The sequence below is a fragment of the Pseudomonas sp. 24 E 13 genome (assembly GCF_900004715.1).
In the GTDB taxonomy this organism is placed as follows: domain Bacteria; phylum Pseudomonadota; class Gammaproteobacteria; order Pseudomonadales; family Pseudomonadaceae; genus Aquipseudomonas; species Aquipseudomonas orientalis_A.
In genome coordinates, this window is record NZ_CVTO01000136.1 from 164,460 (window position 1) to 190,070 (window position 25,611).

27 protein-coding genes and 1 pseudogene are annotated in these 25,611 nt (G+C 61.5%); 13 read left to right on the forward strand and 15 right to left on the reverse strand.

Going from position 1 to position 25,611, the window contains the following annotated elements; all coding sequences use genetic code 11:
• Positions 1 to 71: 71 nt before the first annotated feature.
• Together BFP90_RS18140 and BFP90_RS18145 are read right to left on the reverse strand one after the other, a co-directional pair.
• The gene (locus tag BFP90_RS18140; RefSeq protein ID WP_065895205.1) at positions 72 to 536 is read right to left on the reverse strand and encodes a DUF2442 domain-containing protein; all 465 of its coding nucleotides are present in this window, start codon (positions 534 to 536) and stop codon (positions 72 to 74) included.
• Positions 533 to 961: a DUF4160 domain-containing protein gene (locus BFP90_RS18145; protein WP_065897637.1), complete on the reverse strand. Its 429-nt coding sequence runs from the start codon at positions 959 to 961 to the stop codon at positions 533 to 535. Before BFP90_RS18145 ends, BFP90_RS18140 begins: the two co-directional genes overlap by 4 nt.
• 331 nt (positions 962 to 1,292) lie before the next feature.
• Here BFP90_RS18145 and aroQ point away from each other — a divergent pair, with 331 nt between their 5' ends.
• The gene (gene aroQ, locus BFP90_RS18150) at positions 1,293 to 1,739 is read left to right on the forward strand and encodes a type II 3-dehydroquinate dehydratase (protein WP_065895204.1); all 447 of its coding nucleotides are present in this window, start codon (positions 1,293 to 1,295) and stop codon (positions 1,737 to 1,739) included.
• Positions 1,736 to 2,593 carry a shikimate dehydrogenase gene (locus tag BFP90_RS18155; protein ID WP_170875982.1) on the forward strand — a complete coding sequence of 286 codons (858 nt, stop codon included), beginning with the start codon at positions 1,736 to 1,738 and terminating at the stop codon, positions 2,591 to 2,593. The genes aroQ and BFP90_RS18155 overlap by 4 nt, the downstream gene beginning before the upstream one ends.
• 121 nt (positions 2,594 to 2,714) lie before the next feature.
• Here the strand turns inward: BFP90_RS18155 and BFP90_RS18160 are convergent, their stop codons facing one another.
• Both BFP90_RS18160 and quiC read right to left on the reverse strand, forming a co-directional pair.
• Positions 2,715 to 3,380, reverse strand: coding sequence for a TetR/AcrR family transcriptional regulator (locus BFP90_RS18160; protein ID WP_065886894.1), 666 nt, complete (start codon positions 3,378 to 3,380; stop codon positions 2,715 to 2,717).
• A 75-nt stretch (positions 3,381 to 3,455) separates the two neighbouring features.
• Positions 3,456 to 5,357, reverse strand: a complete 1,902-nt coding sequence (gene quiC / locus BFP90_RS18165; protein ID WP_065897639.1) for a 3-dehydroshikimate dehydratase QuiC — start codon at positions 5,355 to 5,357, stop codon at positions 3,456 to 3,458.
• Positions 5,358 to 5,567: 210 nt separating this feature from the next.
• Here quiC and BFP90_RS18170 point away from each other — a divergent pair, with 210 nt between their 5' ends.
• Positions 5,568 to 6,902 (forward strand): MFS transporter, encoded by a 1,335-nt coding sequence (locus BFP90_RS18170; RefSeq protein WP_065886892.1) that lies wholly within the window; start codon positions 5,568 to 5,570, stop codon positions 6,900 to 6,902.
• Here the strand turns inward: BFP90_RS18170 and BFP90_RS18175 are convergent, their stop codons facing one another.
• On the reverse strand, positions 6,903 to 7,781 hold the full coding sequence (locus tag BFP90_RS18175; RefSeq protein ID WP_065886891.1) for a DMT family transporter: 879 nt from the start codon (positions 7,779 to 7,781) through the stop codon (positions 6,903 to 6,905).
• A 185-nt stretch (positions 7,782 to 7,966) separates the two neighbouring features.
• Here BFP90_RS18175 and BFP90_RS18180 point away from each other — a divergent pair, with 185 nt between their 5' ends.
• The 3 genes from BFP90_RS18180 to BFP90_RS18190 are packed head-to-tail and all read left to right on the forward strand — an operon-like array spanning position 7,967 to position 10,304.
• A complete protein-coding gene (locus tag BFP90_RS18180; protein WP_065886890.1) occupies positions 7,967 to 8,380 on the forward strand; it encodes a lipoprotein in 414 nt (137 codons plus the stop codon).
• Between the two features lie 55 nt (positions 8,381 to 8,435).
• A complete protein-coding gene (locus tag BFP90_RS18185; RefSeq protein WP_065886889.1) occupies positions 8,436 to 9,329 on the forward strand; it encodes a KPN_02809 family neutral zinc metallopeptidase in 894 nt (297 codons plus the stop codon).
• Positions 9,330 to 10,304, forward strand: coding sequence for an alpha/beta hydrolase (locus BFP90_RS18190; RefSeq protein ID WP_065897640.1), 975 nt, complete (start codon positions 9,330 to 9,332; stop codon positions 10,302 to 10,304).
• Positions 10,305 to 10,608: 304 nt separating this feature from the next.
• On the opposite strand, the gene BFP90_RS18195 is transcribed toward BFP90_RS18190, so the two are convergent.
• The 3 genes from BFP90_RS18195 to BFP90_RS18205 all read right to left on the reverse strand — a co-directional run bounded on the left by BFP90_RS18195 (position 10,609) and on the right by BFP90_RS18205 (position 12,778).
• On the reverse strand, positions 10,609 to 11,208 hold the full coding sequence (locus BFP90_RS18195; protein WP_065897641.1) for an HAD family hydrolase: 600 nt from the start codon (positions 11,206 to 11,208) through the stop codon (positions 10,609 to 10,611).
• Complete coding sequence (gene tesB, locus BFP90_RS18200; RefSeq protein ID WP_065895199.1) at positions 11,205 to 12,074, reverse strand: acyl-CoA thioesterase II; 870 nt, start codon at positions 12,072 to 12,074, stop codon at positions 11,205 to 11,207. Before tesB ends, BFP90_RS18195 begins: the two co-directional genes overlap by 4 nt.
• A 134-nt stretch (positions 12,075 to 12,208) precedes the next feature.
• Positions 12,209 to 12,778 carry a GNAT family N-acetyltransferase gene (locus tag BFP90_RS18205; RefSeq protein WP_065886885.1) on the reverse strand — a complete coding sequence of 190 codons (570 nt, stop codon included), beginning with the start codon at positions 12,776 to 12,778 and terminating at the stop codon, positions 12,209 to 12,211.
• A gap of 76 nt (positions 12,779 to 12,854) precedes the next feature.
• Here BFP90_RS18205 and BFP90_RS18210 point away from each other — a divergent pair, with 76 nt between their 5' ends.
• Together BFP90_RS18210 and BFP90_RS18215 are read left to right on the forward strand one after the other, a co-directional pair.
• Positions 12,855 to 13,775: a histone deacetylase family protein gene (locus BFP90_RS18210; protein ID WP_065897642.1), complete on the forward strand. Its 921-nt coding sequence runs from the start codon at positions 12,855 to 12,857 to the stop codon at positions 13,773 to 13,775.
• 171 nt (positions 13,776 to 13,946) lie between these two features.
• The gene (locus BFP90_RS18215) at positions 13,947 to 15,173 is read left to right on the forward strand and encodes a TIGR03862 family flavoprotein (protein WP_065897643.1); all 1,227 of its coding nucleotides are present in this window, start codon (positions 13,947 to 13,949) and stop codon (positions 15,171 to 15,173) included.
• A gap of 122 nt (positions 15,174 to 15,295) precedes the next feature.
• Here the strand turns inward: BFP90_RS18215 and BFP90_RS18220 are convergent, their stop codons facing one another.
• Positions 15,296 to 16,630, reverse strand: coding sequence for a DEAD/DEAH box helicase (locus tag BFP90_RS18220; protein WP_065897644.1), 1,335 nt, complete (start codon positions 16,628 to 16,630; stop codon positions 15,296 to 15,298).
• Positions 16,631 to 16,678: 48 nt separating this feature from the next.
• Positions 16,679 to 17,575, reverse strand: coding sequence for a drug/metabolite exporter YedA (yedA, locus tag BFP90_RS18225; protein WP_065886881.1), 897 nt, complete (start codon positions 17,573 to 17,575; stop codon positions 16,679 to 16,681).
• A gap of 160 nt (positions 17,576 to 17,735) precedes the next feature.
• On the opposite strand from yedA, the gene BFP90_RS18230 reads away from it, so the two are divergent.
• Positions 17,736 to 18,197, forward strand: coding sequence for an Lrp/AsnC family transcriptional regulator (locus tag BFP90_RS18230; protein WP_065886880.1), 462 nt, complete (start codon positions 17,736 to 17,738; stop codon positions 18,195 to 18,197).
• Positions 18,187 to 18,894, forward strand: coding sequence for a cyclase family protein (locus tag BFP90_RS18235; RefSeq protein WP_065897645.1), 708 nt, complete (start codon positions 18,187 to 18,189; stop codon positions 18,892 to 18,894). Before BFP90_RS18230 ends, BFP90_RS18235 begins: the two co-directional genes overlap by 11 nt.
• A gap of 54 nt (positions 18,895 to 18,948) precedes the next feature.
• Here BFP90_RS18235 and BFP90_RS29650 read toward each other — a convergent pair.
• A pseudogene (locus BFP90_RS29650) lies at positions 18,949 to 19,023 on the reverse strand (acyl carrier protein); the annotation flags it as partial.
• Between the two features lie 444 nt (positions 19,024 to 19,467).
• On the opposite strand from BFP90_RS29650, the gene BFP90_RS18240 reads away from it, so the two are divergent.
• Entirely contained in the window at positions 19,468 to 19,776 is a 309-nt protein-coding gene (locus BFP90_RS18240; protein ID WP_065897646.1) for a DUF6124 family protein, read from the forward strand.
• Between the two features lie 171 nt (positions 19,777 to 19,947).
• Here the strand turns inward: BFP90_RS18240 and BFP90_RS18245 are convergent, their stop codons facing one another.
• The 3 genes from BFP90_RS18245 to BFP90_RS18255 form a co-directional block, all read right to left on the reverse strand.
• Positions 19,948 to 20,559 carry a 3'-5' exonuclease gene (locus BFP90_RS18245; protein ID WP_057724934.1) on the reverse strand — a complete coding sequence of 204 codons (612 nt, stop codon included), beginning with the start codon at positions 20,557 to 20,559 and terminating at the stop codon, positions 19,948 to 19,950.
• A 42-nt stretch (positions 20,560 to 20,601) separates the two neighbouring features.
• Positions 20,602 to 21,078, reverse strand: coding sequence for a LabA-like NYN domain-containing protein (locus BFP90_RS18250; protein ID WP_057724933.1), 477 nt, complete (start codon positions 21,076 to 21,078; stop codon positions 20,602 to 20,604).
• A gap of 119 nt (positions 21,079 to 21,197) precedes the next feature.
• Positions 21,198 to 21,932 (reverse strand): DUF2076 domain-containing protein, encoded by a 735-nt coding sequence (locus BFP90_RS18255; protein ID WP_065895193.1) that lies wholly within the window; start codon positions 21,930 to 21,932, stop codon positions 21,198 to 21,200.
• Between the two features lie 179 nt (positions 21,933 to 22,111).
• On the opposite strand from BFP90_RS18255, the gene BFP90_RS18260 reads away from it, so the two are divergent.
• Together BFP90_RS18260 and BFP90_RS18265 are read left to right on the forward strand one after the other, a co-directional pair.
• A complete protein-coding gene (locus BFP90_RS18260) occupies positions 22,112 to 22,771 on the forward strand; it encodes a YciC family protein (RefSeq protein WP_065886874.1) in 660 nt (219 codons plus the stop codon).
• Between the two features lie 41 nt (positions 22,772 to 22,812).
• Positions 22,813 to 23,901, forward strand: a complete 1,089-nt coding sequence (locus BFP90_RS18265) for an endonuclease/exonuclease/phosphatase family protein (protein ID WP_065897647.1) — start codon at positions 22,813 to 22,815, stop codon at positions 23,899 to 23,901.
• Positions 23,902 to 24,115: 214 nt separating this feature from the next.
• On the opposite strand, the gene hrpB is transcribed toward BFP90_RS18265, so the two are convergent.
• Positions 24,116 to 25,611: ATP-dependent helicase HrpB (gene hrpB / locus BFP90_RS18270; RefSeq protein ID WP_065897652.1), on the reverse strand; the 1,496-nt coding region annotated here is incomplete at its 5' end.

Below are 25,611 nucleotides of genomic sequence, written 5' to 3' on the forward strand. Positions count from 1 at the left end.
ATGCTTCCTGGATAAACGCGGTGCCTATGAGTTTTCGCGAGCTCGCTCCTACAGCTCCCCTATTTGGTTATTCAAGTGTCTGTTGGATCTGAGGTCTGCGGTACCTCCTTGCGTGGCCGGCCACCCTTCTTGCCATTGGCACGAGCGGCGGCGGATTTGGCAGCGCTGCTTTTGCGGCCGTTGCGCGATGCCACCAGGCTGGTAGCCAGGTCCATCAGAGGTTGGCTTGTAGCGATCAAGCCGGTGATCGAAACATCCAGGTCCTGGGCCTCACAGCTAATCGCCTTGCCACCGAAAGTCACTTCCAACTGCTGGAAATCTTTCTCTGAAAACCCTTCAAACTCCGGCAGGCCAGCCGCCGGCAACATGACGCGGCTACCATCGCTGAAGCCAATGGAGAGGCAGTCGTTTTCATAACGCACATTGCTGGCGTTGGCGTACAGGCGTTTCAACCTGCGTCCTCGGGCGATTGCCTTGTCAACGTCGGCATCAGTGAGAGGTACATAAGGTGTGACTTTGGCTTTTATGATTTTCATAAATTAATCCCCACACAATCTGGCGCTCTTACCAGATTCAAAATAGTCCGTTGCTCTACGACGTCGTGCCTGGTGCTTGAGATGACGTAGACGCCTTGTCGAATGACCAACCCTGGAACCAACTCACCAGCGTCCCAATTCCAAGAATGATTCTCCAGGCAAACCGTCTGCAGTTTTTCCCACCAAATCCTGCGTGCCCGCGCCAAGTAATGCCGTTGCATGATGGCCCCGCGTATCTCCTTCAGAACCGATAGGGGTGGCTGCCTCCGTTCAGGCTCCACATCCCATAATTCAACGTCCCCGTCCACGAAACTGAAACGGAAACGCGCATCCCATTCCTTGCCCCTGACATGTACATGGGGCGGGCAATGCTCATCCCTGAGAAATACCGAGATTACATATCCCTTGTAAGCACCTACTCTCATCGTAACCCATCCGTTAGGTTTTTTTCCGTCAGGTAACAATTTTCCCGTATCACCCGACAACCGGCTTCATGCTCACGAAGCTGCTTCAAAGATTAGTAACGACGAACAAACCGGCGAATGCCGGGTTGTAACCACTCATGCCGACGGCTGGGGATACTCCGGCCGCACCCGAAAATCGTATTCACTCCGCAATCCGGCGTAACACTTCACCAGAAGTTGCCCTGCTGATTAACAGTTCGATAATCGAACAGAACCAGTGACTTCATTTGACCAAATTAACCATTCAGTACATTTTATCTCCACAACCAATAAAAACTGTGGAGACCCCTCTATGCCGCCTATCGTGCTGGTGCTCAACGGCCCCAATCTCAACCTGCTCGGCACCCGCGAGCCCGCCACTTACGGCCACGAAACCCTCGCTGACATCGCCGCCCTGTGTGGCCGCAGCGCCGAAAAACTCGGGCTGAGCATCGAGTTTCGTCAAACCAACCATGAAGGCGAATTGCTCGACTGGATTCACGCGGCCCGTGCCCGTTGCGCCGGGATCGTGATCAATCCGGCGGCCTGGACCCACACCTCGGTGGCGATTCGCGACGCGCTGGTGGCCAGCGAAGTCCCGGTGATCGAGGTGCATTTATCCAACGTGCATGCCCGTGAAGCGTTTCGCCATCACTCCTTTGTCTCGCCCATCGCCAAGGCGGTATTGGCCGGGTTTGGCAGCCATGGCTACCACTTGGCCCTGGAGCATTTCAGCCACTCGTTGAAAGGATGCGCGTGATGAAACCCCGTGTTCTCGCCGGCCTGATCGGCGCCGGCATCCAGGCCTCCCGCACGCCCGCCCTGCATGAACAGGAAGGTGACGCCCAGGGCTTGCGCTATTTGTATCGCCTGATTGATCTGGACGCGCAGCGTCTGGACAGCCGTGCCCTGCCCGATCTGCTGCGTGCCGCTGAACAGATGCACTTCACCGGCCTGAACATTACCTACCCGTGCAAGCAGGCGATCCTGCCGTTGCTGGATGAATTGTCCGACGAGGCCAGGGGCATCGGCGCGGTTAACACGGTGGTGTTCAAAGACGGCAAGCGCATCGGCCATAACACCGATTGCCTGGGCTTCGCCGAAGGTTTCCGACGCAACTTCAATGACGTGCCACGCCAACGCGTGGTGCAGATGGGCGCAGGCGGTGCCGGCGCGGCAGTAGCGCACGCGCTGCTGGCCGAGGGCGTGGAGCAACTGAGCATTTTCGACGTGGACACCGCCCGTGCGCGCGAGCTTGTGGATAACCTCGCCCGGACTTTTGGCGACGGGCGCGCCCAGGTCGGCAGCCACTTGGCCAACGCCATGGCCGAGGCGCAGGGTTTGGTCAATACCACCCCGATGGGCATGGCCAAGCTGCCCGGCACACCCGTGCCGGCCGAGTGGCTACACGCCGGGTTGTGGGTGGCGGAAATCGTGTATTTCCCGTTGGAAACCCAATTGCTGCGTGACGCCCGCGCCCTGGGTTGCCGCACCCTGGATGGCGGCAATATGGCGGTGTTTCAGGCGGTGAAGGCGTTTGAGCTGTTCTGCGGCCTGACGGCGGATGCAGACCGGATGCTGGCGCACTTCCAGAGCATGAACGCCTCACTGTAGAAACCGGTGTAAAAATGTGGGAGGGGGCTTGCCCCCGATTGCGGTCTGTCAGTCAGGCATGTGTTGACTGATACACCGCAATCGGGGGCAAGCCCCCTCCCACACTGGTCACTCGGTGAATTCAAGCTTGAAGGTAGCGCAACACCGATTCGCAGATCATGGCGCGATGCCGCTGCTTGATCGCCTCATCCGACAGTTCGATCTGAAAAATCTCACTGAACGTATGGCGGTTGGATACGCGGTAAAAACTGAATGAGTTGATCAACAGGTGGACGTCCAGCGGCTCCAACCCTTCACGAAACAGTCCCATCTCAGCGCCGCGACGCAAGGTCTCACCGAGACTCTCGAGGATTTTGCTGTTCATGTCCTTGATCGTACTGGTGCGTTTCACATACTCGGCGTTGTGGATATTTTCGATGCTGACGATGCGCACGAAATCCACGTTCTGGTCATGGTGGTCGAAGGTGAACTCCACCAGCCGGCGAATCGCTTCGCGCGGTTCCAGGGCCGTGAGGTTCATGCGGGTTTCGGTGTTGCGGATATCGCCATAGAGCTTCTCCAACACCTCGACGTAGAGCTGCTCCTTGCTGCCGAAGTAGTAATAGATCATGCGCTTGGAGGTGTGGGTGCGCTCGGCAATGGCGTCCACACGGGCGCCGGACAGGCCTTGCTGAACAAACTCGACAACGGCTTCCTGGAGAATATTCTCGCGGGTCTTTTCCGGATTGTTCTTGCGACTCTTGCGCGGTGCATCTGACACGGCAGAGAGGTCGGGAGTCAGGGTCATGGTGCGCTCACGGCGTTTTTATGCAGGCCCGATTATGGGCCGAGGCGCTCCACGAAGGAAGCACCCCAACCGCCGTTATAAACGTGCCTGGCGCACCGCACCGCTGCGCGACTTGGCCATTGCCGCCAGACGCACGGCAACGTTGGCCGCGCCATAGCCGGCATAGCCGTTCTTGCGCTGGATGATCTCAAAGAAAAACCGGCCCTCGAAGGCTTCGGTGTAGACGTGAAACAGCTCACCGCCCTGGGCGTCACGGTCGTACAGCACGTTGTAGTACGCCAGTTCGCTGAGAAACTCATCGTCGAAATCAAAGCGCGCGGCCAGGTCGTCGTAGTAATTGAGCGGGATGTCCAACAACGGCACCCCGGCCTCCTTGGCCCGGCGCACTTCGGCGAAAATATCCGCGCAATCGAAGGCAATGTGGTGCACGCCCGAGCCGCGATAGCTCGATAGCGCGTGGGAAATGGCAGTATTGCGGTTCTCGGAAATATTCAGCGGCAGGCGGATCGAACTGCAGCGGCTGCGCAATGCGCGGCTTTTGACCAGGCCGTAGGGGTCGGGCAGCACCACTTCGTCGTCAGCTTCAAAATCCAGCAGGCTCTTGTAGAACAGCACCCAGCTGTCAAGGCTGTCGGCCGGCAGGGCCATGGCCATGTGGTCGATGCGCAGCAAGCCACCGCTGGCGGCAGTCGCAGGCTGCAGGTTGAAATCGGTGTCGTAGAGCCCGCCTTCGCTTTTGTCCACCAGGTAGATCAGGCTGCCATCCGGCGCACGCACGGCGGCCAGTTCCAGTTCGTTGGGCCCCACCAGTCCGCGATAGGGCTGGCCCTTGTAGGCCACCGCTCGCTCCAATGCCTTGGCACTGTCTTTGACCCGCATCGCCATCGCACACAACGACGGCCCATGGGCCTCGAAAAAGTTGTGGGCAAAGGAATAGGGCTCGCAATTGAGGATCAGGTTGATATCGCCCTGGCGCAACAGACTCACATTCTTGGAGCGATGCTGGCCGGCCTTGGCGAAGCCCAGGCGCTCCAACCAGTGCGTGAGTTTGGCGCCAAGGCTTTCATCCACGGCAAATTCAAGGAATTCGATGCCGTCGTATTCGCTGGCTGCCGGCGTCTCAAACAGGATATCCACGGGCGCGGCAGGTTGTTGTGCTGCCAGGCGCTGACGGGTTTTTTCTTCCAGGTACAGCAATGAGCGCAAGCCGTCCGCCGCGTTGGCCCGCGTCGGTGCAGCGCGAAAGCCGTCGTTGAAAATCTCCAGGGACAACGGCCCGGTGTAGCCACTCTGGATGATCGGCGCAAGAAAACCTGCCAGATCGAATTCGCCCTGGCCGGGGAAGCAGCGGAAATGCCGGCTCCACTCGAGCACATCCATGGCCAGGATCGGCGCGTCGGCCATTTGTACGAAGAAAATTTTGTCGCCGGGGATCTCGGCGATGGCACTCGGATCGCCCTTGAGGGACAAGGTGTGGAAACTGTCGAGCAGCACGCCCAGGTTTGGGTGATTCACCTGGCGCACCAGGTTCCACACCTGTTGCCAGGTGTTCACATGCTTGCCCCAGGCCAGCGCTTCGTAGCCGATTCTCAAGCCACGGCGGCCCGCGTGTTCGGCCAGCAGGCTGAGGTCGTCGAGCAGGATGCGTTCATCGCCCACGCAATCGGCCGAGGCGTTACTGCACACCAACACCAGGTCGGTGCCCAGCTCCTGCATCAGGTCGAACTTGCGCTCGGCGCGTTCCAGGTTACGGGCCAGGCGGTCACGGCGGCAGCCTTCAAAGTCGCGGAACGGCTGGAACAGGGTGATGGCAATACCGAGGTCAGCGCACATCTGTCTAACTTCGCGCGGGCTGCCGTCGTAATACAATAGGTCGTTCTCGAAAATCTCAACGCCATCAAACCCGGCGGCGGCAATGGCTTCGAGCTTTTCCGGCAGGGTGCCGCTCAACGACACGGTAGCGATGGAACGTTGCATGGGTCACTCCCGGCAATTGTTGTTTATGGCAAATTATTCGCCCCCAGCCTACACGCGGCAATTAAAATGTACGAACCGGTTAGTTTTTGGTGCGATTATCGAACACTATGCCCCTTTGGCGAATTGACGACTTTTTAACCACTGCGCACCATCGACCTTGCACTAAGACCCAGATCTCACCATAAAAATTTCAAAAACGGGTACGACCTCATGCCTCTGCAAAATCCCGCCCTGGCCACGCGCCCCGGCACCCCGCACGCCGGCATCGGCGACAAGATCCGCGGCGCCCTGGCCGTGGGTAAAACCCGCTGGGGCATGTTGGCCCTGGTGTTCTTCGCCACCACCCTCAACTACATCGACCGCGCCGCCCTGGGCGTGATGCAACCGATTCTGGCCAAGGAAATGAGCTGGACGGCGATGGACTACGCCAACATCAACTTCTGGTTTCAGGTCGGCTACGCCATCGGCTTTGTGCTGCAGGGCCGGTTGATCGACCGGGTGGGCGTCAAGCGCGTGTTTTTCTGCGCCGTGCTGCTGTGGAGCCTGGCCACTGGTGCCCACGGCCTGGCGACCTCGGCCGTCGGGTTCATGGTCTGCCGGTTTATCCTCGGGCTGACCGAAGCGGCCAACTACCCTGCCTGTGTGAAAACCACGCGCCTTTGGTTCCCCGCCGGTGAGCGCGCAGTGGCGACGGGCATTTTCAACGCCGGTACCAACGTCGGCGCCATGATGACGCCCATGCTGCTGCCGTTGATCCTGCACGTGTGGGGCTGGCAGGCGGCGTTCCTGTGCATGGCTTCGCTGGGCTTGATCTGGCTGGTGTTCTGGGGGCTGAAGTATTACAACCCGGAAGAGCACCCGACCGTCAAACAATCCGAATTGGACTACGTGCAACAGCACGCCGAGCCGGAACAACCTGGCGTACCGTTCAGCCGCATCCTGCGCATGCGCGGCACCTGGGCCTTTGCCATCGCCTACGCACTGACCGCGCCGGTGTTCTGGTTCTACCTGTATTGGCTGCCGCCGTTCCTGAACCAGCAATACAACCTGGGCATCAACGTGACGCAGATGGGCATTCCGCTGATCATCATCTACCTCACCGCCGACTTCGGCAGTGTGGGCGGCGGCATCCTGTCCTCGTTCCTGATCGGGCGCGGGATGAACTCGATCAAGGCGCGGCTGCTGTCGATGCTGTTGTTCGCCTGCTGCATCGTCGGCGTGATCATGGCGGCCGGCTCCAGCCAGTTGTGGGTCGCGGTGTTCGCCATCTCCCTGGCCATCGGCGCGCACCAGGCCTGGACCGCCAACATCTGGAGCCTGGTGATGGACTACACGCCCAAGCACATGATGAGCACGGTGTTCGGTTTCGGCGGCATGTGCGCGGCCATCGGCGGCATGTTCATGACCCAGATCGTCGGCCACATCCTCACCGTGACCAACAACAACTACACCGTGTTGTTCACCCTGATCCCGGCGATGTATTTCATTGCGCTGACCTGGATGTACTTCATGGCGCCGCGCAAGATTCCGAAGGTCGACCTGTAATCAACGTCGCCGCTGCTGCCAGGCAGCGGCCAACCCGCTCATGCAGATCACCCCGATACCGACCACGGTGGTCATGTCGGGGGTATGGCTGAACACCAGCCAGCCCAACAAACCCGCAAACACGATCTGGCAATAGCCGAACGGCGCCAGCAAGGCCGGCGCCGCGAAGCGGAACGCCTGGGTGAGCATCAAATGCGCGGTCATCCCGCAGGTGCCCAGCGCCAGCATCATCACGCCATGCCACAGGGTGGGTATCTGCCAGAAGAACGGCACCATCGCACTCATCACCAAGGTGTTGCACAGGCCGGCGAAAAAATTGCTGGTGGTGGGGCTGTCGTATTGGCTGAGAATGCGCGTGAGCAATTGGTAGAAACAGAAGAACAGCGCCGAGCACAGCGGCAACAGCACCGCCGGTGTGAACAACTCACCGCCCGGATGGATGATGATCACCACGCCGACAAACCCGCAGATCACCGCCAGCCATTGGCCACGTGTGACGTGCTCGCCGAGCAAGGGCACCGATAGCGCCGTCACCAGGATTGGCGCGAGGAAGTTCACCGCCGTGGCTTCGGCCAACGGGATGTAATGCAGCGCCGTGGTGAAGAACAGGCTGGTGCCCAACAGGCACAACGCCCGTACCACCTGCATGCCCGGGCGTTTGCTGCGCAGCACGCGCAGGCCCGATTGGGGCAGGAAAATCCCCGCCATCAACAAGGTGTGCACCATGTAACGCGCCCACACCACCATCACGATCGGGTAGAACCCGGCCAGGTATTTGGACAAGGCGTCGTGGCTGGAGAACAGAAACGTCGCCAGCACAATCAGCAGGATGCCTTTGAAGGGATGGTTGACGCCGGAAAGCGGGGTACTGACAGTCATTGATTTCTCTTGTGTGGCGAGCGGAACGCGATAGCACTCAACCTAGTAATCTAGCAGCCGGGCCTGTGTCTGCCCCAAGAGCATAACCAAACACCGGGCGAACAGCGCACTAAATCAGTGGATTTGAGTCCAACGCTGCACGCACGCTCCGGCGTTGCACACTTTTTAATCAAGGCCATGCCGATATGAAAAAAATCCTGTTTGCGCTGTCTGCCCTCGCCCTGCTCTCTGCCTGCGACAAGGCCCCCAAGGAAGCGCCAAAGCCTGCACCCGCCTCCGTGCAAGCAACCCTGGTGCCCGAGACCCCGCCAACCGATAAATGGGTGGGCAAGTGGATCGGCGTCGAAGGCTTGAACCTGAACATCGCCAAGGATGACAGCATCGGCCGTGGCCACTACATCCTGACCATGCAATATGGCCTGGATGCTGATGCTTCCGGCACGTTCAAGGGCCAGGCAACCGACGAAGGCATCGCCTTCACTCGCCCCGACGGCCCCCAGGTGCTGCGCGCCGGGGACGGTGCCGCCACGGGCCTGAAGTGGCTGGCAGATAAAAAAGACTGCCTGATTGTGGCTGCCGGCGAAGGCTATTGCCGCTAACTACGACCATACTCCCTCCATATTTTTGCCGGACCGTTAACAAGAGGATTGCCCCATGCTATGGAAAAAAGGCCGACGCAGCGACAACGTGGTCGATGCCCGCGATGACAGCGGCGGCGGTGGCGGTGGTATGCGCTTCGGTGGCGGCAAGGGCCTGAGCCTGACCGCTATCGTACTGATCGTCGGCATCGGCTGGCTCACCGGCCAGGACCCAATGCAGATCCTCGGCCAGTTGACCGGCCAGATGGAGCAGGCGCCGTCGGTCAGCACGCAGCCACAGTCGCGCCAGGCGCCGCCGGCCAACGATGAGCAGGCCGACTTCGTGCGCGCCGTGCTGGGCGATACCGAAGACACCTGGGGCCAGGTCTTCCAGGAAAACGGCCTGGCCTACAAGAACCCGAAACTGATCCTGTTCCGTGGCCGCGTGAACTCCGCCTGCGGTGGCGCCACCTCTGCCAGCGGCCCGTTCTATTGCCCGGCGGATCAGCAGGTGTACCTGGACCTGGATTTCTTCCGGGAAATGTCGCAACGCTTCCAGGCCGCCGGCGATTTCGCCCAGGCGTATGTGATCGCCCACGAAGTCGGGCATCACGTACAAACGCTGCTCGGTATCTCGTCCAAGATCCAGGCCGCGCGCGAGCAAGGTCGCCCCATGCAAGGCGACGGTGGCCTGCTGGTACGCCAGGAACTGCAGGCCGACTGCTTTGCCGGCGTGTGGGCCAACCGCGCACAAAAACGCCTGAACTGGCTGGAGCCCGGCGATATCGAAGAAGCCCTGAACGCCGCCAATGCCATCGGCGATGACCGCCTGCAGCAACAGGGTCAGGGGCGCGTGATGCCGGACTCGTTTACCCACGGTACTTCGGCCCAGCGCGTACGCTGGTTCAAGACCGGCTTCGCCCAGGGGCAGATTGCCCAGTGCGATACCTTTAATGCCAAGAGTCTCTAAATGAATAAACGATTGGGGTTGCTGCTGGGTGTGTTGGTGTCCTGTTGCACCCTCGCGGCCGAACACGGCGTCAAGGTGGTCAGCCCCGATCGTTTTCATCTGGAAGCCGGCGACCTCAGCCTCGGCTTGAGCCAGGATTGGCGCCAGCCGTTGCCCAAGGTCACGCGTGCGCTGATCATCGTGCATGGCCGCCTGCGCAATGCGCAGACCTACCTGCAAAGCGGCATCGACGCCGCCGAGCATGCCGGGGTTGGCGGCAATACGCTGGTGATCGCGCCGCAGTTTCTCAATCAGTCGGATGTGAAGCGTAACCACCTGGGCGATCAGGTATTGCAGTGGAAGGGTAACGACTGGATGGCCGGCGACCCCTCGACGGGCCCCGGCCATATCAGTTCCTACGCCGCCCTCGACCAGATCATCAAGCACCTGGGCAACCGCACGCTGTTCCCGGCGCTGAAAGAAATCGTCATCGCCGGGCATTCAGGTGGTGGCCAAGTGGTACAACGCTTCGCCCTCACCGGCCATGATCACCCCTTGCTGCAAACCGAGGGCATCAGCCTGCGGTACGTGGTCGCCAACCCCTCGTCCTACGCCTACTTCAGCCCGCAGCGGCCGGTGCCGTTCGACGCGGCCAGTTGCCCAGGTTTCAACGACTGGAAATATGGCATGCAAAACCTGCCGAATTACGTCGGCCACCAGGGTGCCCAGCAACTGGAGCAAGTCTACGTGTCGCGCGACATCACCTACCTGCTGGGCCAGCAGGACACCGACCCCAACCATCCTGCGCTGGATAAAAGCTGCGAAGCCGAAACCCAGGGCGCGTATCGGCTGATTCGCGGGCACAACTATGTTGACTACCTCAAGCAGCGACATCCGCAGCTGGGTCACAGGCTGGTGGAAGTGCCAGGGGTTGGGCATGACGGGGACAAGATGTTTACCTCGCCGCAGGGGCAAAAGGTGTTGTTTCCACAATAATCACTGAAGAAACCGGATCAACATGTGGGAGGGGGCTTGCCCCCGATGGCGGTGGGCCAGCCAGCACCTGTTTAGCTGACAGACCGCCATCGGGGGCAAGCCCCCTCCCACAGTTGATCGCTATTGCCTGGACTGGATCATCTGGCGCAATAACGACGGGGACAGAAAGTGTTGTTCCCACAATAACTGAAGAAACCGGATCAAACATATGGGAGGGGGCTTGCCCCCGATGGCGGTGGGTCAGCCAGCACCTGTTTAGCTGACACACCGCTATCGGGGGCAAGCCCCCTCCCACAGTTGATCGCTATTGCCTGGGCTGGATCATCTGGCGCAGCGCCGCACAGTCTTCGGCATGCCAATCCGCCAACTCAGGCCACGGGTTCTCCGGCAGGTTTACCAACACGGTCCTGGTGCCCGCTGCCCGGCCACAGTCCAGGTCAAAACGATAATCCCCCACCATCACCATCTCGCCGGGGGCCACGCTCCAGGCCGCCGCCAGTTTCAACAAGCCACCCGGGTCAGGCTTGGGCGGCGCGTCCTCACGCCCCAGCACATCCTCAATGGCAAAGCAGTCCGCCAGGCCGATCGCCTCCAGGGTGATATGCGCCAGCTCCTGGGCATTGCGCGTCAGAATCCCCAGGCGATAACCGCGTGCGGCCAGCTCGCGCACCAGTTCAACCGCACCTTGCGCCGCCACCGAGCCCAGCGCCAGCTCGCGCTCGTGCTCCAGCAGCCAGGCATGTTTGGCCGCCGCGATATCCGCCGGCAATGCGGCAAGGTGAGTAAGGATGTCCTCTTCGGCGGGAATCTCCAGGGCCACCCGGATGGCCGCGAAATCATGCACCGCCACCGTGAGGGTGCCATCCATGTCGAACACCCAATGCCGGACGTCGGCCAGGCTCATGCCCAGTCCTTGCGATGGCGAATCAAGCCTTCCTGGGTCACCGAGGCCACCAGTTGCCCGGCGCGGTTGTACACGCTGCCGCGGGAAAACCCACGGGAATTACCGGCCCAGGGGCTGTCCATGGCGTACAGCAACCAGTCATCAGCGCGCAGGTCGGCGTGAAACCACAGCGCGTGGTCGAGGCTGGCGACCTGCATGTCTTTCTGCCACACGGTCTTGCCATGGGGCAGCAGCGAGGTGGTCAACAAGCCGAAGTCCGAAGCGTAGGCCAGCAGGTATTTATGCAATGCCGGCGCATCGGCCAGGGCGCCATCGGCGCGAAACCACACGTACTTGACCGGATCGGACGGCTGCGGGTTGAACGGGTCTTTTTCGGTGACCGGGCGCACTTCGATAGGCTTGGGGCACAGCAGCTTGTCACGCATGTGCTCGGGGATCAGGTGGGCGCGCTGCTGAGTCAGTTCCAGCTCCGAGGGCAGGTTCTCCGGGCCGACCACCACGGGCATGGTGGTCTGGTGCTCGAAGCCTTCTTCGTCGTACTGGAACGAGGTCGTGCAGGTGAAAATCGGATGGCCCTTCTGAATCGCGGTGACGCGGCGCGTACTGAAACTGCCGCCATCGCGCACGCGGTCCACCGAATACACCACCGGCAATGCCGCATCTCCCGGGCGCAGGAAATACCCGTGCAGGGAATGGACGTGACGCGCTTCTTCTACCGTCTGGCTGGCCGCCGACAGCGACTGGCCGAGCACTTGGCCACCGAACAGTTGGCGAAAACCCAGGTCCTGGCTGCGGCCGCGAAAGAGGTTTTCCTCGATCGGCTCCAGGGTCAGCAAGTCCACCAGATCTTCCAATACTTGGCTCATTCACACTCTCCTCAGAGCAAAACAGCATCTACCTTCACCTGTAGGAGCGAGCTTGCTCGCGAAGGTCGTCAATGGTGACGCGGGGTTCCTGATACTCCACGGCGCACTTGCGTTCTTCGCGAGCAAGCTCGCGCCTACCCGTGCAGCGTGTCCAACCATTGGGCGCGGGTGATGCGGTACAAAACATGTGGGCGCAGCGGGTCATCGGCTGCGACTTTGGGGTGTTGAAAATCTGCCTGCGGATCGTAATGCATACCGATGGCCTGCATGACTTTTTGTGAAGGCAAATTGGCTTCGGTGGTGAAGGCGACGATTTCATCCAGGCTCAGGCGATCAAAACCACAACGCAATGCGGTCCATGCCGCCTCGCTGGCGTAACCCAGGCCCCAATGTTCGCGGGCCAGGCGCCAGCCGATTTCCACCGCCGGGGTGAAGCCCGCTTCAAAACTGACGTTCTGCAGCCCGGTCAGGCCGATGAATTCGCCGGTGTCCTTGCGCTGCAAAGCCCAGAAGCCAAAACCATATTCGGCAAAATGGCCGCGAATCCGCCCAATCAGTGCGGCGCTTTCCAGGTGGCTCAACCTGGCCGGGAAATAGCGCATCACCTGCGGGTCGTTGCACATCTGCGCGAACGCCTGCAGGTCACTGTCACGCCATGGGCGCATGACCAGGCGTGCACTTTCCAATTCCAGTATCGGCTCCATGGTTCCCCCTCCCTTGCCATGTGCGTGAGTGTACAGCGCTGGTAAGATCCGACGCAGATTCCCGTCAGAAAATCCCATGCCTTTGCCATTGATCTACCACGATGACTACAGCCCCGAGTTCCCGGCGGACCACCGGTTCCCCATGGACAAATTTCGCCTGTTGCGCGACCACCTGGTGGACAGCGGCCTGACCGAGGACAGCCAGTTGCTGCGCCCGCAACTGTGCCCGGCGCAGATTCTGGGCCTGGCCCATGACACCGGGTATATCGAACGCTATATGAGCGGCGAGTTGTCTCGCGAGGACCAACGGCGCCTCGGCCTGCCGTGGAGCGAGGCCCTGGCGCGCCGCACCGTACGCGCGGTGGGCGGCTCGATCCTGGCGGCGGAGCAGGCGCTGGAACACGGCCTGGCCTGCCATCTCGCCGGCGGCACCCATCACGCCCACTACGATTATCCGGCGGGCTTTTGCATCTTCAATGACCTGGCGGTGATCAGCCATTACCTGCTGGCCGGCGGCCGGGTCAATCGGGTGCTGATCTTCGATTGCGACGTGCACCAGGGCGACGGCACCGCGCGTATCCTGCATGACACGCCGGACGCCATCACCGTATCGCTGCACTGCGAAAAGAACTTTCCGGCGCGCAAGGCCCAGAGCGACTGGGACATTCCGTTGCCGATGGGCATGGGCGACGACGACTATCTCAAGGTGGTCGATGACGCGCTCAATTACCTGTTGCCGCTCTATCAGCCGGACCTGGTGCTGTACGACGCGGGTGTGGACGTACACAAGGACGACGCCCTCGGTTACCTCAAGCTGACAGATGCCGGCGTTGCCGCGCGCGATGAAAGCGTGATGCGTCACTGCCTGGGCCGCGATATTCCAGTGATGGGCGTGATCGGTGGCGGCTACAGCAAGGACCGCCCTGCCCTGGCCCGCCGCCACGGCATCCTGCATCACAGTGCGCAGCGGGTGTGGACGTCATCAGGTTGTCATTGAAGCGTGGGCGTTACCCACAATGCCTGTGGAACCACCTGTGGATAACTTGAGCGTAACGGCCTGCAAGCAAGTAGCCGTATGGCGTGTAGGAAACTGTACATTTTTTGATCAGGCAGCCGTGCCGCCGTCGGGTAGAATGCTCGGCCTATTCACACCACCGTAGTCTTGCCCATGCCTCAGTCTTCTCCCCCCTCTGTCTCCATTATCGGCGGCGGCCCTGCCGGGCTGAAGGCCGCCGAAGTCTTGAGCCAGGCGGGCGTGCGGGTGGCGCTGTACGACGGCATGCCTTCGGTGGGACGCAAGTTCCTGCTGGCCGGCGTGGGCGGCATGAACATCACCCATTCCGAAGCCTACCCGGCGTTCCTTGCGCGCTATGCCGAACGCGCGCCGCACATGGCACCGTTGCTGCGCAGCTTCGGGGCCGAGGCGTTATGCGAATGGATTCACGGCCTGGGCATCGAGACCTTTGTCGGCACCTCCGGCCGCGTGTTTCCTACGGACATGAAAGCCGCGCCGCTGCTGCGTGCCTGGCTCAAGCGCCTGCGCGAACAAGGCGTGGTTATCCACACCCGACATCGCTGGGTGGGCTGGAATGCCGAGGGTGAGCTGCTTATCCACAGCCCCGAAGGCGAAAAAGTTGTCCACAGCGATGCCGTGCTGCTGGCCCTGGGTGGCGGCAGTTGGTCCCGCCTGGGCTCCGATGGGGCCTGGCTGAATTTGCTGGAAGGCCAAGGCGTGCCTTACGTGCGCCTGCAACCGAGCAACTGCGGGTTCGAAGTGTCCGCCTGGAGCGAGTTGATGGTCAGCAAATTCGCCGGAGCGCCGTTGAAAAACGTCGCCATTGGACTGGGGGACGATAAGCCCCGCCTGGGGGAATGCGTGGTGACGGCCACTGGTATCGAAGGCAGCCTGATCTATGCGCTGTCGGCGCCGATTCGAGAAGCGATCAACCGTGACGGCGCCGCCACTGTGCATATCGATCTGCTGCCGAGCAAGCCGCTGGACAAGGTGCAGGCTGCGCTGGCAAAGCCGCGTGGTTCGCGCTCGATGAGCAAGCATTTGCACAGTCAGTTGGGATTGGATGGGGTCAAGGCGGCGCTGTTGCGCGAGCTGGCGCCGGCTGAACATTTCAATGATCCGGCGCAGTTGGCGGTAGAGATCAAGGCGTTGCCGCTGACATTGGTCAAGACGCGGCCCATCGACGAAGCCATCAGCACCGCAGGGGGTGTGCCGTTTGAAGCGCTGGATGAGCGGCTGATGCTCAAGCAATTGCCTGGGGTGTTTTGTGCCGGGGAGATGCTGGATTGGGAGGCGCCGACCGGGGGGTATCTGCTGACGGGGTGTTTTGCCAGTGGCAGGGCGGCTGGGCTTGGGCTGTTGGAATGGCTTAGGCGCTGAGAGGTTTGGCGGATTCAAGGCCGCCATCGGGGGCAAGCCCCCTCCCACACTTGACGGTATTCACAATTCAAACATGTGGGAGGGGGCTTGCCCCCGATGAGGCCATCAGCCCCACCGCAAAATCACTTCTTCTTACGCGGCCCGGTATTAAACACCGGCACCTTGCGCACCGGCTTGATCGACGGTTCGACCGGCGCCACGTCACCACTGTCCACCCATTTACCCAAATTGCGCTTACCGCCGCCGCCCGATGTCTTGGGCTTCTTCGGCTTTTTCGGCTTCTTCACCACCTGCCCACTGGCATCGGTATCCGGCACGCGGTGCTCGGGTACGAAATCCGGCTCCATCTTGCGGGTCAGGGTCTGGCGCGTAAGCATCTCGATCGCCGAGAGCATGTTCACTTCATCGGCACACACCAGCGAAATCGCCTCGCCGGTGTTGCCCGCACGGCCGGTACGGCCGATACGGTGGATGTAGTCTTCGGCGACGATCGGCAAGTCGAAGTTGACCACCAGCGGCAGGTCTTCGATATCCAGGCCACGGGCCGCCACGTCGGTGGCCACCAGGATCTGCACTTCGCTGGCCTTGAAGCGGTCCAGTGCACGTTGGCGGGTCGCCTGGGGTTTGTCGCCATGGATGCCGTCGGCATTGATGCCCAGGCCCTGCAACTTGTCCACCAGCGCGTCCACGCCGTTACGCGTCTTGGCGAATACCAGCACCTGCTTCCAGCGGCCCTTGCGCATCAGGTGCACGAACAGTTCCGGCTTGCGCTTTTTATCCACCGGCACCACCCACTGCTGCACGGTGTTGGCGGCGACGTTGCGCGGGCTGACTTCGATACTCAGCGGGTCATTGAGCATCTGCCCGGCGAGCAGGCGGATGTCATCGGAGAACGTGGCGGAGAACAGCAGGGTCTGGCGTTTCTTCGGCAGCATGCGGTAGATGTTCGCCAGTTCTTCGGAGAAGCCCAGGTCGAGCATGCGGTCGGCTTCATCCAGCACCAGGGTTTGCAGCTGATTGAGTTTCAGCGCGTTCTGGCGGAACAGGTCGATCAGGCGGCCAGGGGTGGCGACCAGGATGTCGACACCCTTGCGCAGCTTCATCATCTGCGGGTTGATGCTCACGCCGCCGTACACCGCATACGTGGTCAGCGGCAGGTGCTGGGCGTATTCGGCGACGCTGGCGTGAACCTGCTCGGCCAGCTCGCGAGTGGGGCACAGGATCAGCGCACGCGCCGAGTTGGCGGCGACTTTCGGCCCTTCCATCGTCAGCAGTTGCAGCAGCGGCAAGGCAAAGCCGGCGGTCTTGCCGGTGCCGGTCTGGGCGGCGGCCATCAGGTCGCGACCGGCCAGCACCGCCGGAATGGCTTGCGCCTGCACCGGCGTCGGGGTCTGGTAGCCAAGCGTCTCAAGGGCGCGCAGCAAGGGTTCGATCAGGCCAAGGGTGGCGAAAGTCATGTGTTTACCGTAGGAAAAATTCAGCGCAAGGGCGTAATGCGCGGCAGTTTACCTTATTTCCGGTTTCGGCTTGCGCCATTGGGGCAGGCTGATCAACAGCACGGCGCTGATGATCACCAGCATTGCCAGGGCCTCTTCCACACCGATGCTCTCGCCGACGAACACAATCCCCAGCAACACCGCCACCGCCGGGTTCACATAGGCATAGCTGGTCGCCGCCGCCGGGCGCACGTGCTTGAGCAGGTACATGTAGGCGTTGAACGCGATGATCGAACCAAACACCGTCAAGTAGGCCAGGGCCAGCCAGCCTTCCAGCGGCGGCATGGCCTGCAGGTGCTCGCCGGACAGTGTGCTGACGATCAGCAGCGCCACGCCGGCCACCAGCATTTCCGCGGCACTGGCCATGGCGCCCTGGGGCAGCGGCAAGTGGCGACTCCACACCGAGCCGAAGGCCCAGGAAGCCGCCGCCATCAACAGCAACACCGCCCCCAGTGGGCTCGATTGCAGGGTGCTGCCCATGTTGAGCATCGCAATGCCGATGATCCCCAGAATCACCCCGGCCCATTCCAGCCGCGTATTACGCGCGCCCCAGAAAAAACCACACAGCAGGGTGAACAGCGGCACGGTCGCCACCGCCAATGCGGCTACACCGGACGACACGCCCATATGTTCCGCCACGCTGACGCCGCCATTGCCTACGGTGAGCAGCAAAATGCCGATCATCCCGGCCGCCTTCCACTGCGGCCACGTCGGCGCCGGCACCCCGCGCCACCGCAGATAGGCGTACATCAACGCGCCCGCGGTGCAAAACCGAATCCCCGCCAGCAGCAGCGGTGGCCAATACTCCACGCCGATGCGAATCACCAGGTAAGTGGAACCCCAGATCACATACAACGCAAAAAAGGCGGCGATCAACGGTAAGGGAAAACGACGTGGGCCAGGCATGGGGCGGCTCTATGGCAGGAGTTGGGAGGCTTATTCTAGAAACGAAGGCGCATAAACATAAGTTACAAAACCTGTTTAAAGCGCCCATACACTTTTCAAAGCATGGTTATGAAGGCTATAACCCATGCTTTCGAAAGCCACGCGCAACCGGAGCCTTATCATGGACAAATATGACCGCATGCTCCTCAGCGCCCTGCTCGAAGACGGCCGCGCTTCCTACGCCCAACTGGCCCGCACGGTGAACCTCTCCGCCCCCGCCGTGGCCGAGCGCGTGGCCAAGCTGGAGGCCAGCGGGGTGATTACCGGTTACCAGGCCAAGGTCGACTTGTCCAAAGTCGGCCTGCCGATTCAATGCGTGATTGAATTGCGGCTGACCAACCACGGCAGCCAGAAGGTCTACGACGCCCTGGCGCAAATTCCCGAGCTGACCGAATGCCATCGGGTCACCGGTGATCCGTGCGTGATCATGCAAGCAGCAGTGGGCACCATGCCGGAGCTGGAAGACCTGATTAATCGAGTGGCGAAGTTCGGGTTCAGCAAGACGTCGATTATTTTGTCCAGCGCCATAGAGCGGCGGGTGCCGCTGGGGCAATTGGAAGGGAATGGCAAACATGGCGGTTAAACAACTGCAATTTGAGCGGGTCATCAGTCTCAGCCATCCAATCAACCCGAGCATCCCGCTGTGGCCGGGCGACCCGCCAGTGGCGTTCGAAGACGTTGCGTCATTGGAGCGGGACGGCTATTACCTGCGCCGCTTCAGCATGGGCGAACACAGCGCCACCCATATGAATGCGCCGAACAGCTTTTATGCCGATGGGATGGGGATTGAGGGTTACTCGGCAGAAGCGCTGGTGCGGCCGGCGGTGGTGATCAATGTGCGCGGTAAAGCCGCGGCCGATCCGGATTACCAAGTCAGCCCGCAGGATATCCACGCCTGGGAACACCAACACGGCCCTATCGATGCGGGTTCGGTGGTGCTGGTGTACACCGGGTGGCAACACCTCTGGAACGACCCGACCGCCTTTTTCGGCCACGATGCGCAAGGCTCGCACTTTCCAGGGATTGGCGAGGCCGCCATTGGCTTTTTGCTGGAGCATCGCCGGATTGCCGGCGTGGGCATTGATACCCACGGCGTGGATTATGGGCAAAGCAGCGCGTTCGCCATCAATCACGCGGTACTGGCCGAAAACGGGATTGTGCTGGAGTGCCTGACCCAGCTCGACCGGCTACCGGTCACTGGGGCAACGCTGGTCATCGGGATATTGGCGCTTGAAGGTGGCTCGGGGTCACCGGCCTCGGTGATGGCGTTTATTCCCTGACATCATCGCGGCGTTGAGCGCTCAACGATCAGATCGACTGTCTGCCTGATGGTCGTCATGGATGAAGTCGGTGTGCTCCGTCACCTGGCTTCGGTCGATAAAACCGATGATATCGACGAATAGCTGGATAACCTTTTCGCTATGGGGGGACGCCCTACATGAGTGAAGAGGAAAATCAGAAAGGTCCTAGGTCACAGCCGGATTTGGCCTACCGATCATTCAGCACTCACATCCAAGTGGCCTCAAAACACGTGCATTTCAGTGGCCAGCAAGACCGATCCCTTTCATTTGCGGGACGTTTCCGAGAGAATCCCACGGCCTTGTTTCCGTCGGATTCGGTGGCTAGTCTCGCCCTGTCATCGAATGTTCGGTGACCGGACGTGCAAGTCCGACGGTAAGCAAGATCATAAATAAACCTACAGCCGATATGCCTGTTATGGCGGCTGTGCGTGGGAGGCCTTCGGGCCTGCTGGGTTTGGATCCTTGCCCCGGTCTTGCACACCTACGCACAGTTGCCACCCTAATTCGCGTGCAAGCGAACGGTGTCGACTTCTTCCAGCAAGGAGTTTCACCATGGTCAAAGTCACCCCCGATCCACCCAAGTCTAAACCCGATTTCCTCAGCGAAGACGCCCTGCTCCACCGTCGTGCCATCGACTACTACCTCAAGGCATCCGCCCCGGATGCACCCATTTTTATCCTGAATGACAACCTGAGCTTCGAAGACGCCCTGGCCCATGCGGCGGATTTGCTGCATTGCGCGGTGGAGACGGCCCACGCGTCGGGTGAGGTGGTGAAGGCGCCGCAGCGGGCGGTGATGCATTTGGTGGAGATGGCGAAGGGGGTGGTGGATCAGGCGTTGGAGTGCACGCAACCTCGATAGGCGACGCATAATCCAATGTGGGAGGGGGCTTGCCCCCGCCCCCATTTGATCGTTCCCACGCTCTGCGTGGGAATGCCGCCCTGGACGCTCTGCGTCCGCTCTTAAAGTCGTGACGCGGAGCGTCACCAGATGCATTCCCACGCGGAGCGTGGGGACGATCAGCACCGGGCCTCAGAACCCGCGATGTTTCTTCAGGTGCTCATTGATCTTCGCGGCCGGCACTTTCTGCAAGGTGCACAGCAAGTCGTGGGACAGTTCGCGCAGGCCGTGGGTCTGGCGCAGTTCCCGCGCCAGGTGCGCCGTCAGGTTGGCGGCCATCTCGGCATCCGCCAGCGCCCGGTGAGCCTGGCCGGTGTGGGGCAATTGGGCGTAGCTGTTGAGGGTGCCGAGCTTGTGATTGGGCGCCGCCGGCATGAGGCGGCGGGCCAGCAGCAAGGAGCAGGCGAATTTCTGCAGGCGGGTGCGGCGGATCAGGCCCAGTTCAAAGTCCCAGAACTTCTGGTCGAACGCGGCGTTGTGCGCCATCAGCGGCGTGGTGCCGACGAACTCATTGACCTCATTCATCACCCGCTCGGCCGGTGGCGCGTTGCGCAGCATGGCGTTGCTGATGCCGGTGAGTTGTTCGATGAAACCGGGCACGCGTACGCCGGCATTCATCAGGCTCTGGTAGCGGTCGACAATGTGCCCGCGCTCAAGGATGACCACACCAATTTCCGTGGCCCGGCAGTGGCTGCTTGGGGTGATGCCGGTGGTTTCAAAGTCGATGACCGCTATACGTTCCAAACCTGTTCCAACTCCGTTCAACAATGTATTGAGCCGCCGCGCTTATTTGAGCAGCAACGCGCCTTCGATCGGTACGTAGCGGCTGGCGGCGCGTATCAGCGAGTTGGCCGTCAGCCCTGGCACGCCGTAGGCCACCGCTTGCACGCCATGCTTGTGGATGATGCGCTCGAGCAGCATGTCGAAATCCCCGTCGCCGGAGGCCAGCACCACTTCGTCGACATGGTCGGCGGCGTCCATGATGTCGAGGGTGATGCCCACGTCCCAGTCGCCCTTGGCCGAACCGTCGCTGCGCTGGATGTAAGGCTTGAGTTTTACCGTAAAGCCCAGGTTGCGCAGGATCTGCTGGAACTGCTGCTGTTTGCTGTCGCCACGGTCGATGGCGTAGGCGTACGCCTCGACGATCTGCCCATGGGCGCTGATATCAGCCCACAGCGCAGCGTAGTTGAAGTGGCAGCCGTAGGCCTGGCGGACGGTGTAATAGAGGTTTTGCACATCGGCGAACACTGCAATTTTCTTCACCGCACTTCCTCAATGACCGCCAGGCGCCAGCGCCCGGAAAGGTTGCCAGTATGCCAGCCAAGGGAGTGTTTCCGGGAAAAAATCAGACCGGAGCGCGTTGGCGCCCCGGCCCTGGTGGGTCAGACGAAGGAATCGTCGTCGCCAAAGGCGGAGGAATCGTCGACATAATCGCTATCGGCGACGCTGTCCGCGTTGTTGCTGCCCCAGCTGTCATTCCCGGCGAACTTCTGGTCATCGTTGCCCCAGCCACCTTGATCACTGGCCGGCGCCGGTTGTTCGATGATCTCTTCCACCACCTGCGGCTGCTGGTTGTGATGAAACAGGCTGCTGATGCCCTCAGCGAGCAATACACCACCGGCCACGCCGGCCGCGGTCTTCATGGCCCCACCGAGGAACCCGCTGCCGGCTGGTGCGGCGGCGGCCGGTTGTGGCGGCTGTTGATAATTCTGCTGCGGCGCCGGCGCGTTGAACGATGGCCGCGCCGGTTCACGCCAACCGCCGCCCGAATTACCCGGCGCAGGCTGCGCCTCGCGCGAACCGCCGCCAAAGATGCTCGACAGGAAGCCACCACCACCGCCGCTGGCCGGGGCCGGTTGCGCGGATTTGGCGCGCTGCAATTCTTCCTGCAGTTGCTGGATCTGCTGGGCCTGCTGCTTGTTCTGCGCATCCAGGCTTTGCAGCGCGTGTTCCTGCACCAGGAGCGACTGGGTCATGTAGTAGCCGGCGGCCGGTTGGCGAGTCATGTGTTCCTTGATCCGCGCTTCGGCCTGGGCGTCGCGGGGGGCTGAGTCCGTCTCGGCTTGCTGCAACCGTGAAAACAGTCCATCGATCAGGGTTTGTTCTTCGCTGTTCATGGCGACCTCGTTAGATTGCCGGTAAAAATCAGGGTCCCGCCTGACATCAGGCAAGGTACGTCCTAGTTATGGGGCTGTTACCAATTGTTTCAATGGTCTTTACTCAAGGTTTACGTTTGCTTGCCCAGGCCGGCTATCGGTTAAAGTGTGTCCCTGCTTTTCGGCCTGTGATGACTCTGATGAATCCGTTAGACGTGCTGCGCGACTCCTTCCGCTTTACCCTGCGCAACCTGGGCGCCATCGTCCAGTTGTGCCTGCCGCTGGTGATCCTCGAAGCCCTGTTGCAACAGGTGCTCGACCACATGCTGGGCCCGGAGGCCTTCAGCGGTTACAGCGTGGTGGTGGGGTTACTGGTGTATCCGTTGTACACCGGCGCTCTGATCCTGTTCCTCGACGCCCGCACCCGCGGTGAATCGCCACGTACCCGGGATGTGTGGGCCCTGGCCCTGGCCATGTGGCCGCGCTTCGCCCTGTTGACCGCCATGAGCACCTTGCTGATTCTGCTCGGGCTGTCGCTGTACTTCCTGCCGGGCCTGTGGCTGATGGTGGTGCTGGCGTTTGCCGAGTACTTGCTGGTATTGCGCGGCATGTCGGCGCTCGAAGCGATGAAGGAAAGCCTGCGCCTGACCCGTGGGCATTTCTGGCGCATCCTGGTGTGCCTGCTGTGCGTGATGACGCCGCTGTGGCTGCTCAAGGGCGCCAGTGTGGCGGCGTATCCCGAACCCGCGCCGCTGCTGGGGCTGTTGATGGACAGCGCCCACAGCTTCCTGCAACTGTTTACCAGTGTGGTGCTGTTCCGTTTATTCATGTTGATCGGTGGCGACGCCGACGCGCGGTGATATGCTCCGTGCCTCTTCTGAAACGCACATAAGCCGAGCCGATGACCCGTTTATTGCGCATCACCGTGTTGAGCCTGCTACTGATTGCAGGCCTGTTGGCGGCACTGATCTACAGCCTGACCTGGCGCCCGGCCGACAAGGAGACCCTGCCGGTCAGTTGCGTGGCGCCGCGTGCGCCGACCCTGCTGCCGGGGCAGGCGCTCAAGGTGATGACCTGGAACGTGCAGTACCTGGCCGGCAAGAACTACGTGTTCTGGTACGACACCCCCGACGGCAGCGGCCCGGACGAACGGCCCACGGTTGAGGACATGGCCTTCAGCCTTGACGAAGTGGCGCGGGTGATCCGCGACGAACAGCCCGACATCCTGCTGTTGCAGGAAATCGACGAAGGCGCCAAGCCCTCCCACTACCAGGATCAACTCGCGCTGTTGCAGGAGCGGCTGGTCGACCTCTACCCCTGCAGCACCCAGGCATTCGACTGGAAAGCCGACTTTGTGCCCAGCCTGCCCATCTTCGGCAGCGTCGGGCGCAAGCTGGCCACCCTCAGCCGCTACCAGATCGAACACGCCGAGCGCCTGCAACTGCCCACGGCGGATGCCAACTTCATCAGCCGCCAGTTCCAGCCCAAGCCCGCTTTGTTGCTGACGTACCTGCCGCTGAGCGACGGTGGGCAACTGGCGGTGCTCAACACACGCCTGGACGGTGGCATGCCTGGGCGCAGCGCCGTGCAGGAACAAGTGGAGGCCACCGTGAAGTTACTGGATAAACTCGAAGGCCGTGGCACACCCTGGTTGATCGGCGGGGATTTCAATCTGCTGCCGCTGGGCCAATTCCTGCGCCTGGATGCGCAAAAACGCGGCCAGTATTCGCCGGACAGTGAGTTGCACCTGTTGTGGGACAAATACCCGATGATCCCGAGCAACAGTGAATCCAGCGGCATCGACCGCAAGCAATGGCTGACGCACTTCCCCAATGACCCAAGCCTTGAGGGGCCGGATCGGACGCTCGACTACCTGTTCTACAGCGCGCGGATCAAGCGGGTCGAGGCCAAGGTCAGGCAGGAAGACACCTTGCGCATCTCCAACCATTTGCCGGTCATCGCCCGCTTCCTGCTGCCTGCCGCGCAATAAAATGTGGGAGGGGGCAAGCCCCCTCCCACAGGTAATGCCGTTCAGTTAAGCGTATATCGTGCTCTGTAGGAGCGAGCTTGCTCGCGAAAAGCGTCAACGATAACGCGTGCTTCCTGAATGAACGCGGCGCCTGTGAGTTTTTCGCGAGCAAGCTCGCTCCTACAAAATGCCTTAACTGAACGGCATTACCCCCCACAGGGGATTTCCATTGTGGCTATTTTCGGGGTTTGATCCTGGCGGTGGCTTCGGCCACCAGGGGGTCGTCCGGCCAGTAATGCTTGGGGTAACGCCCCTTTAAATCCTTCTTCACCTCGGCATAGGTACTGCGCCAGAAGTTGGCCAGGTCCTGCGTGACCTGCACCGGCCGCCGCGCCGGCGACAGCAGGTGCAGCTTGACCACCTGGCGCCCACCGGCAATGCGTGGTGTATCCGCCAGCCCGAACAGCTCCTGCAAGCGCACCGCCAGGATCGGCGGCTGTTCGCTGTAGTCAAGGCGCACCGACGAGCCCGACGGCACTTTCACATGCTGGGGCGCGAGTTCATCCAGGCGCTGGGGCAGTGGCCAGGGCAGCAGGTTGTGCAGGTAGCTGGAAATATCCAGGTTGGCAAAATGGCTCAGGCGCGAGACTTTGCCCAGGTAGGGCATCAGCCAGTGCTCCAGGCTGGCGAGCAGGGCCTTGTCGCTGATATCGGGCCATTCGCTGGTGTGGCCGGCGTCCAGTTGGCGCAGCAGCATCACACGGGCCTGCCATTGGCGCAGTTCCGGGGTCCAGGGCAGCAGCTCCAGGCCTTTGCGGCGTACCAGGTTGACCAGCGCCTGGCTGCGGGCGGACTCGTCGAGGCCGGTCAGGGGTTCACGGCTGAGCACCAATTCGCCGACCTTGCGCTGGCGTTCGGCGCGCAGCACGCCTTCGCGTTCATCCCAATCCAGCTGGTCGACGTTGCGCACTTGCTCGGCCAGCACCGTATCAAACAGCGCCGGATCAAAATCCGCCGCCAGGTAGATGCGCTCTTCGCGCTGGCCCTGGCGGCTACCCAGGTCAGCAATCACCAGCCAGGGTTGTTTCATCAGGCTGTCGGCCTCGGCGAACAGCGCCGCACGGCCGTTGGCCAAACGGTATTCGGCGCCCCCGGGGCGACGCTGTTGAGCGACGCGGTCCGGATAGGCCAGCGCCAGCAGGGCGCCGAGCCAGCGAGGGTGGTCGGGGTCGGCCACCGGTTGGCTGGCCTTGCCTCTTAAATAACCACGATACTGGCGCGCCAACTGCCTGGCCCGTTGCACCCCGCCCTGGGTACCACGGGCGCGCTCTTCGCCGGACATCAGCGCCAGGCGACTGTGCAAGTCCGCACCACCACCGCGCAAGATATCGCGTTCGCCCAACAGCGCCGCCACGTCGCAGGCCATCGCCGCCAGCCCGAGGTCCTGCCCGCGCAACAACAGATGGGCGATACGCGGGTGGGCGGGCAACTCGGCCATCTTCTGCCCATGGGCGGTGAGGGTTTCTTCGCTTAATGCGCCGAGGCGTTGCAGCAGCTCCTGGGCCTGGGCATACGCGGCGGCGGGCGGCACATCCAGCCACACCAACTGGCTGGGCGTCACGCCCCAACGGGCCAGTTGCAAGGCCAGCCCGGTCAGGTCGGCGGCGAGTATTTCCGCGCTGCCATACGCGGCCAGACCGTCATGCTGGTCTTCGGACCACAACCGATAAC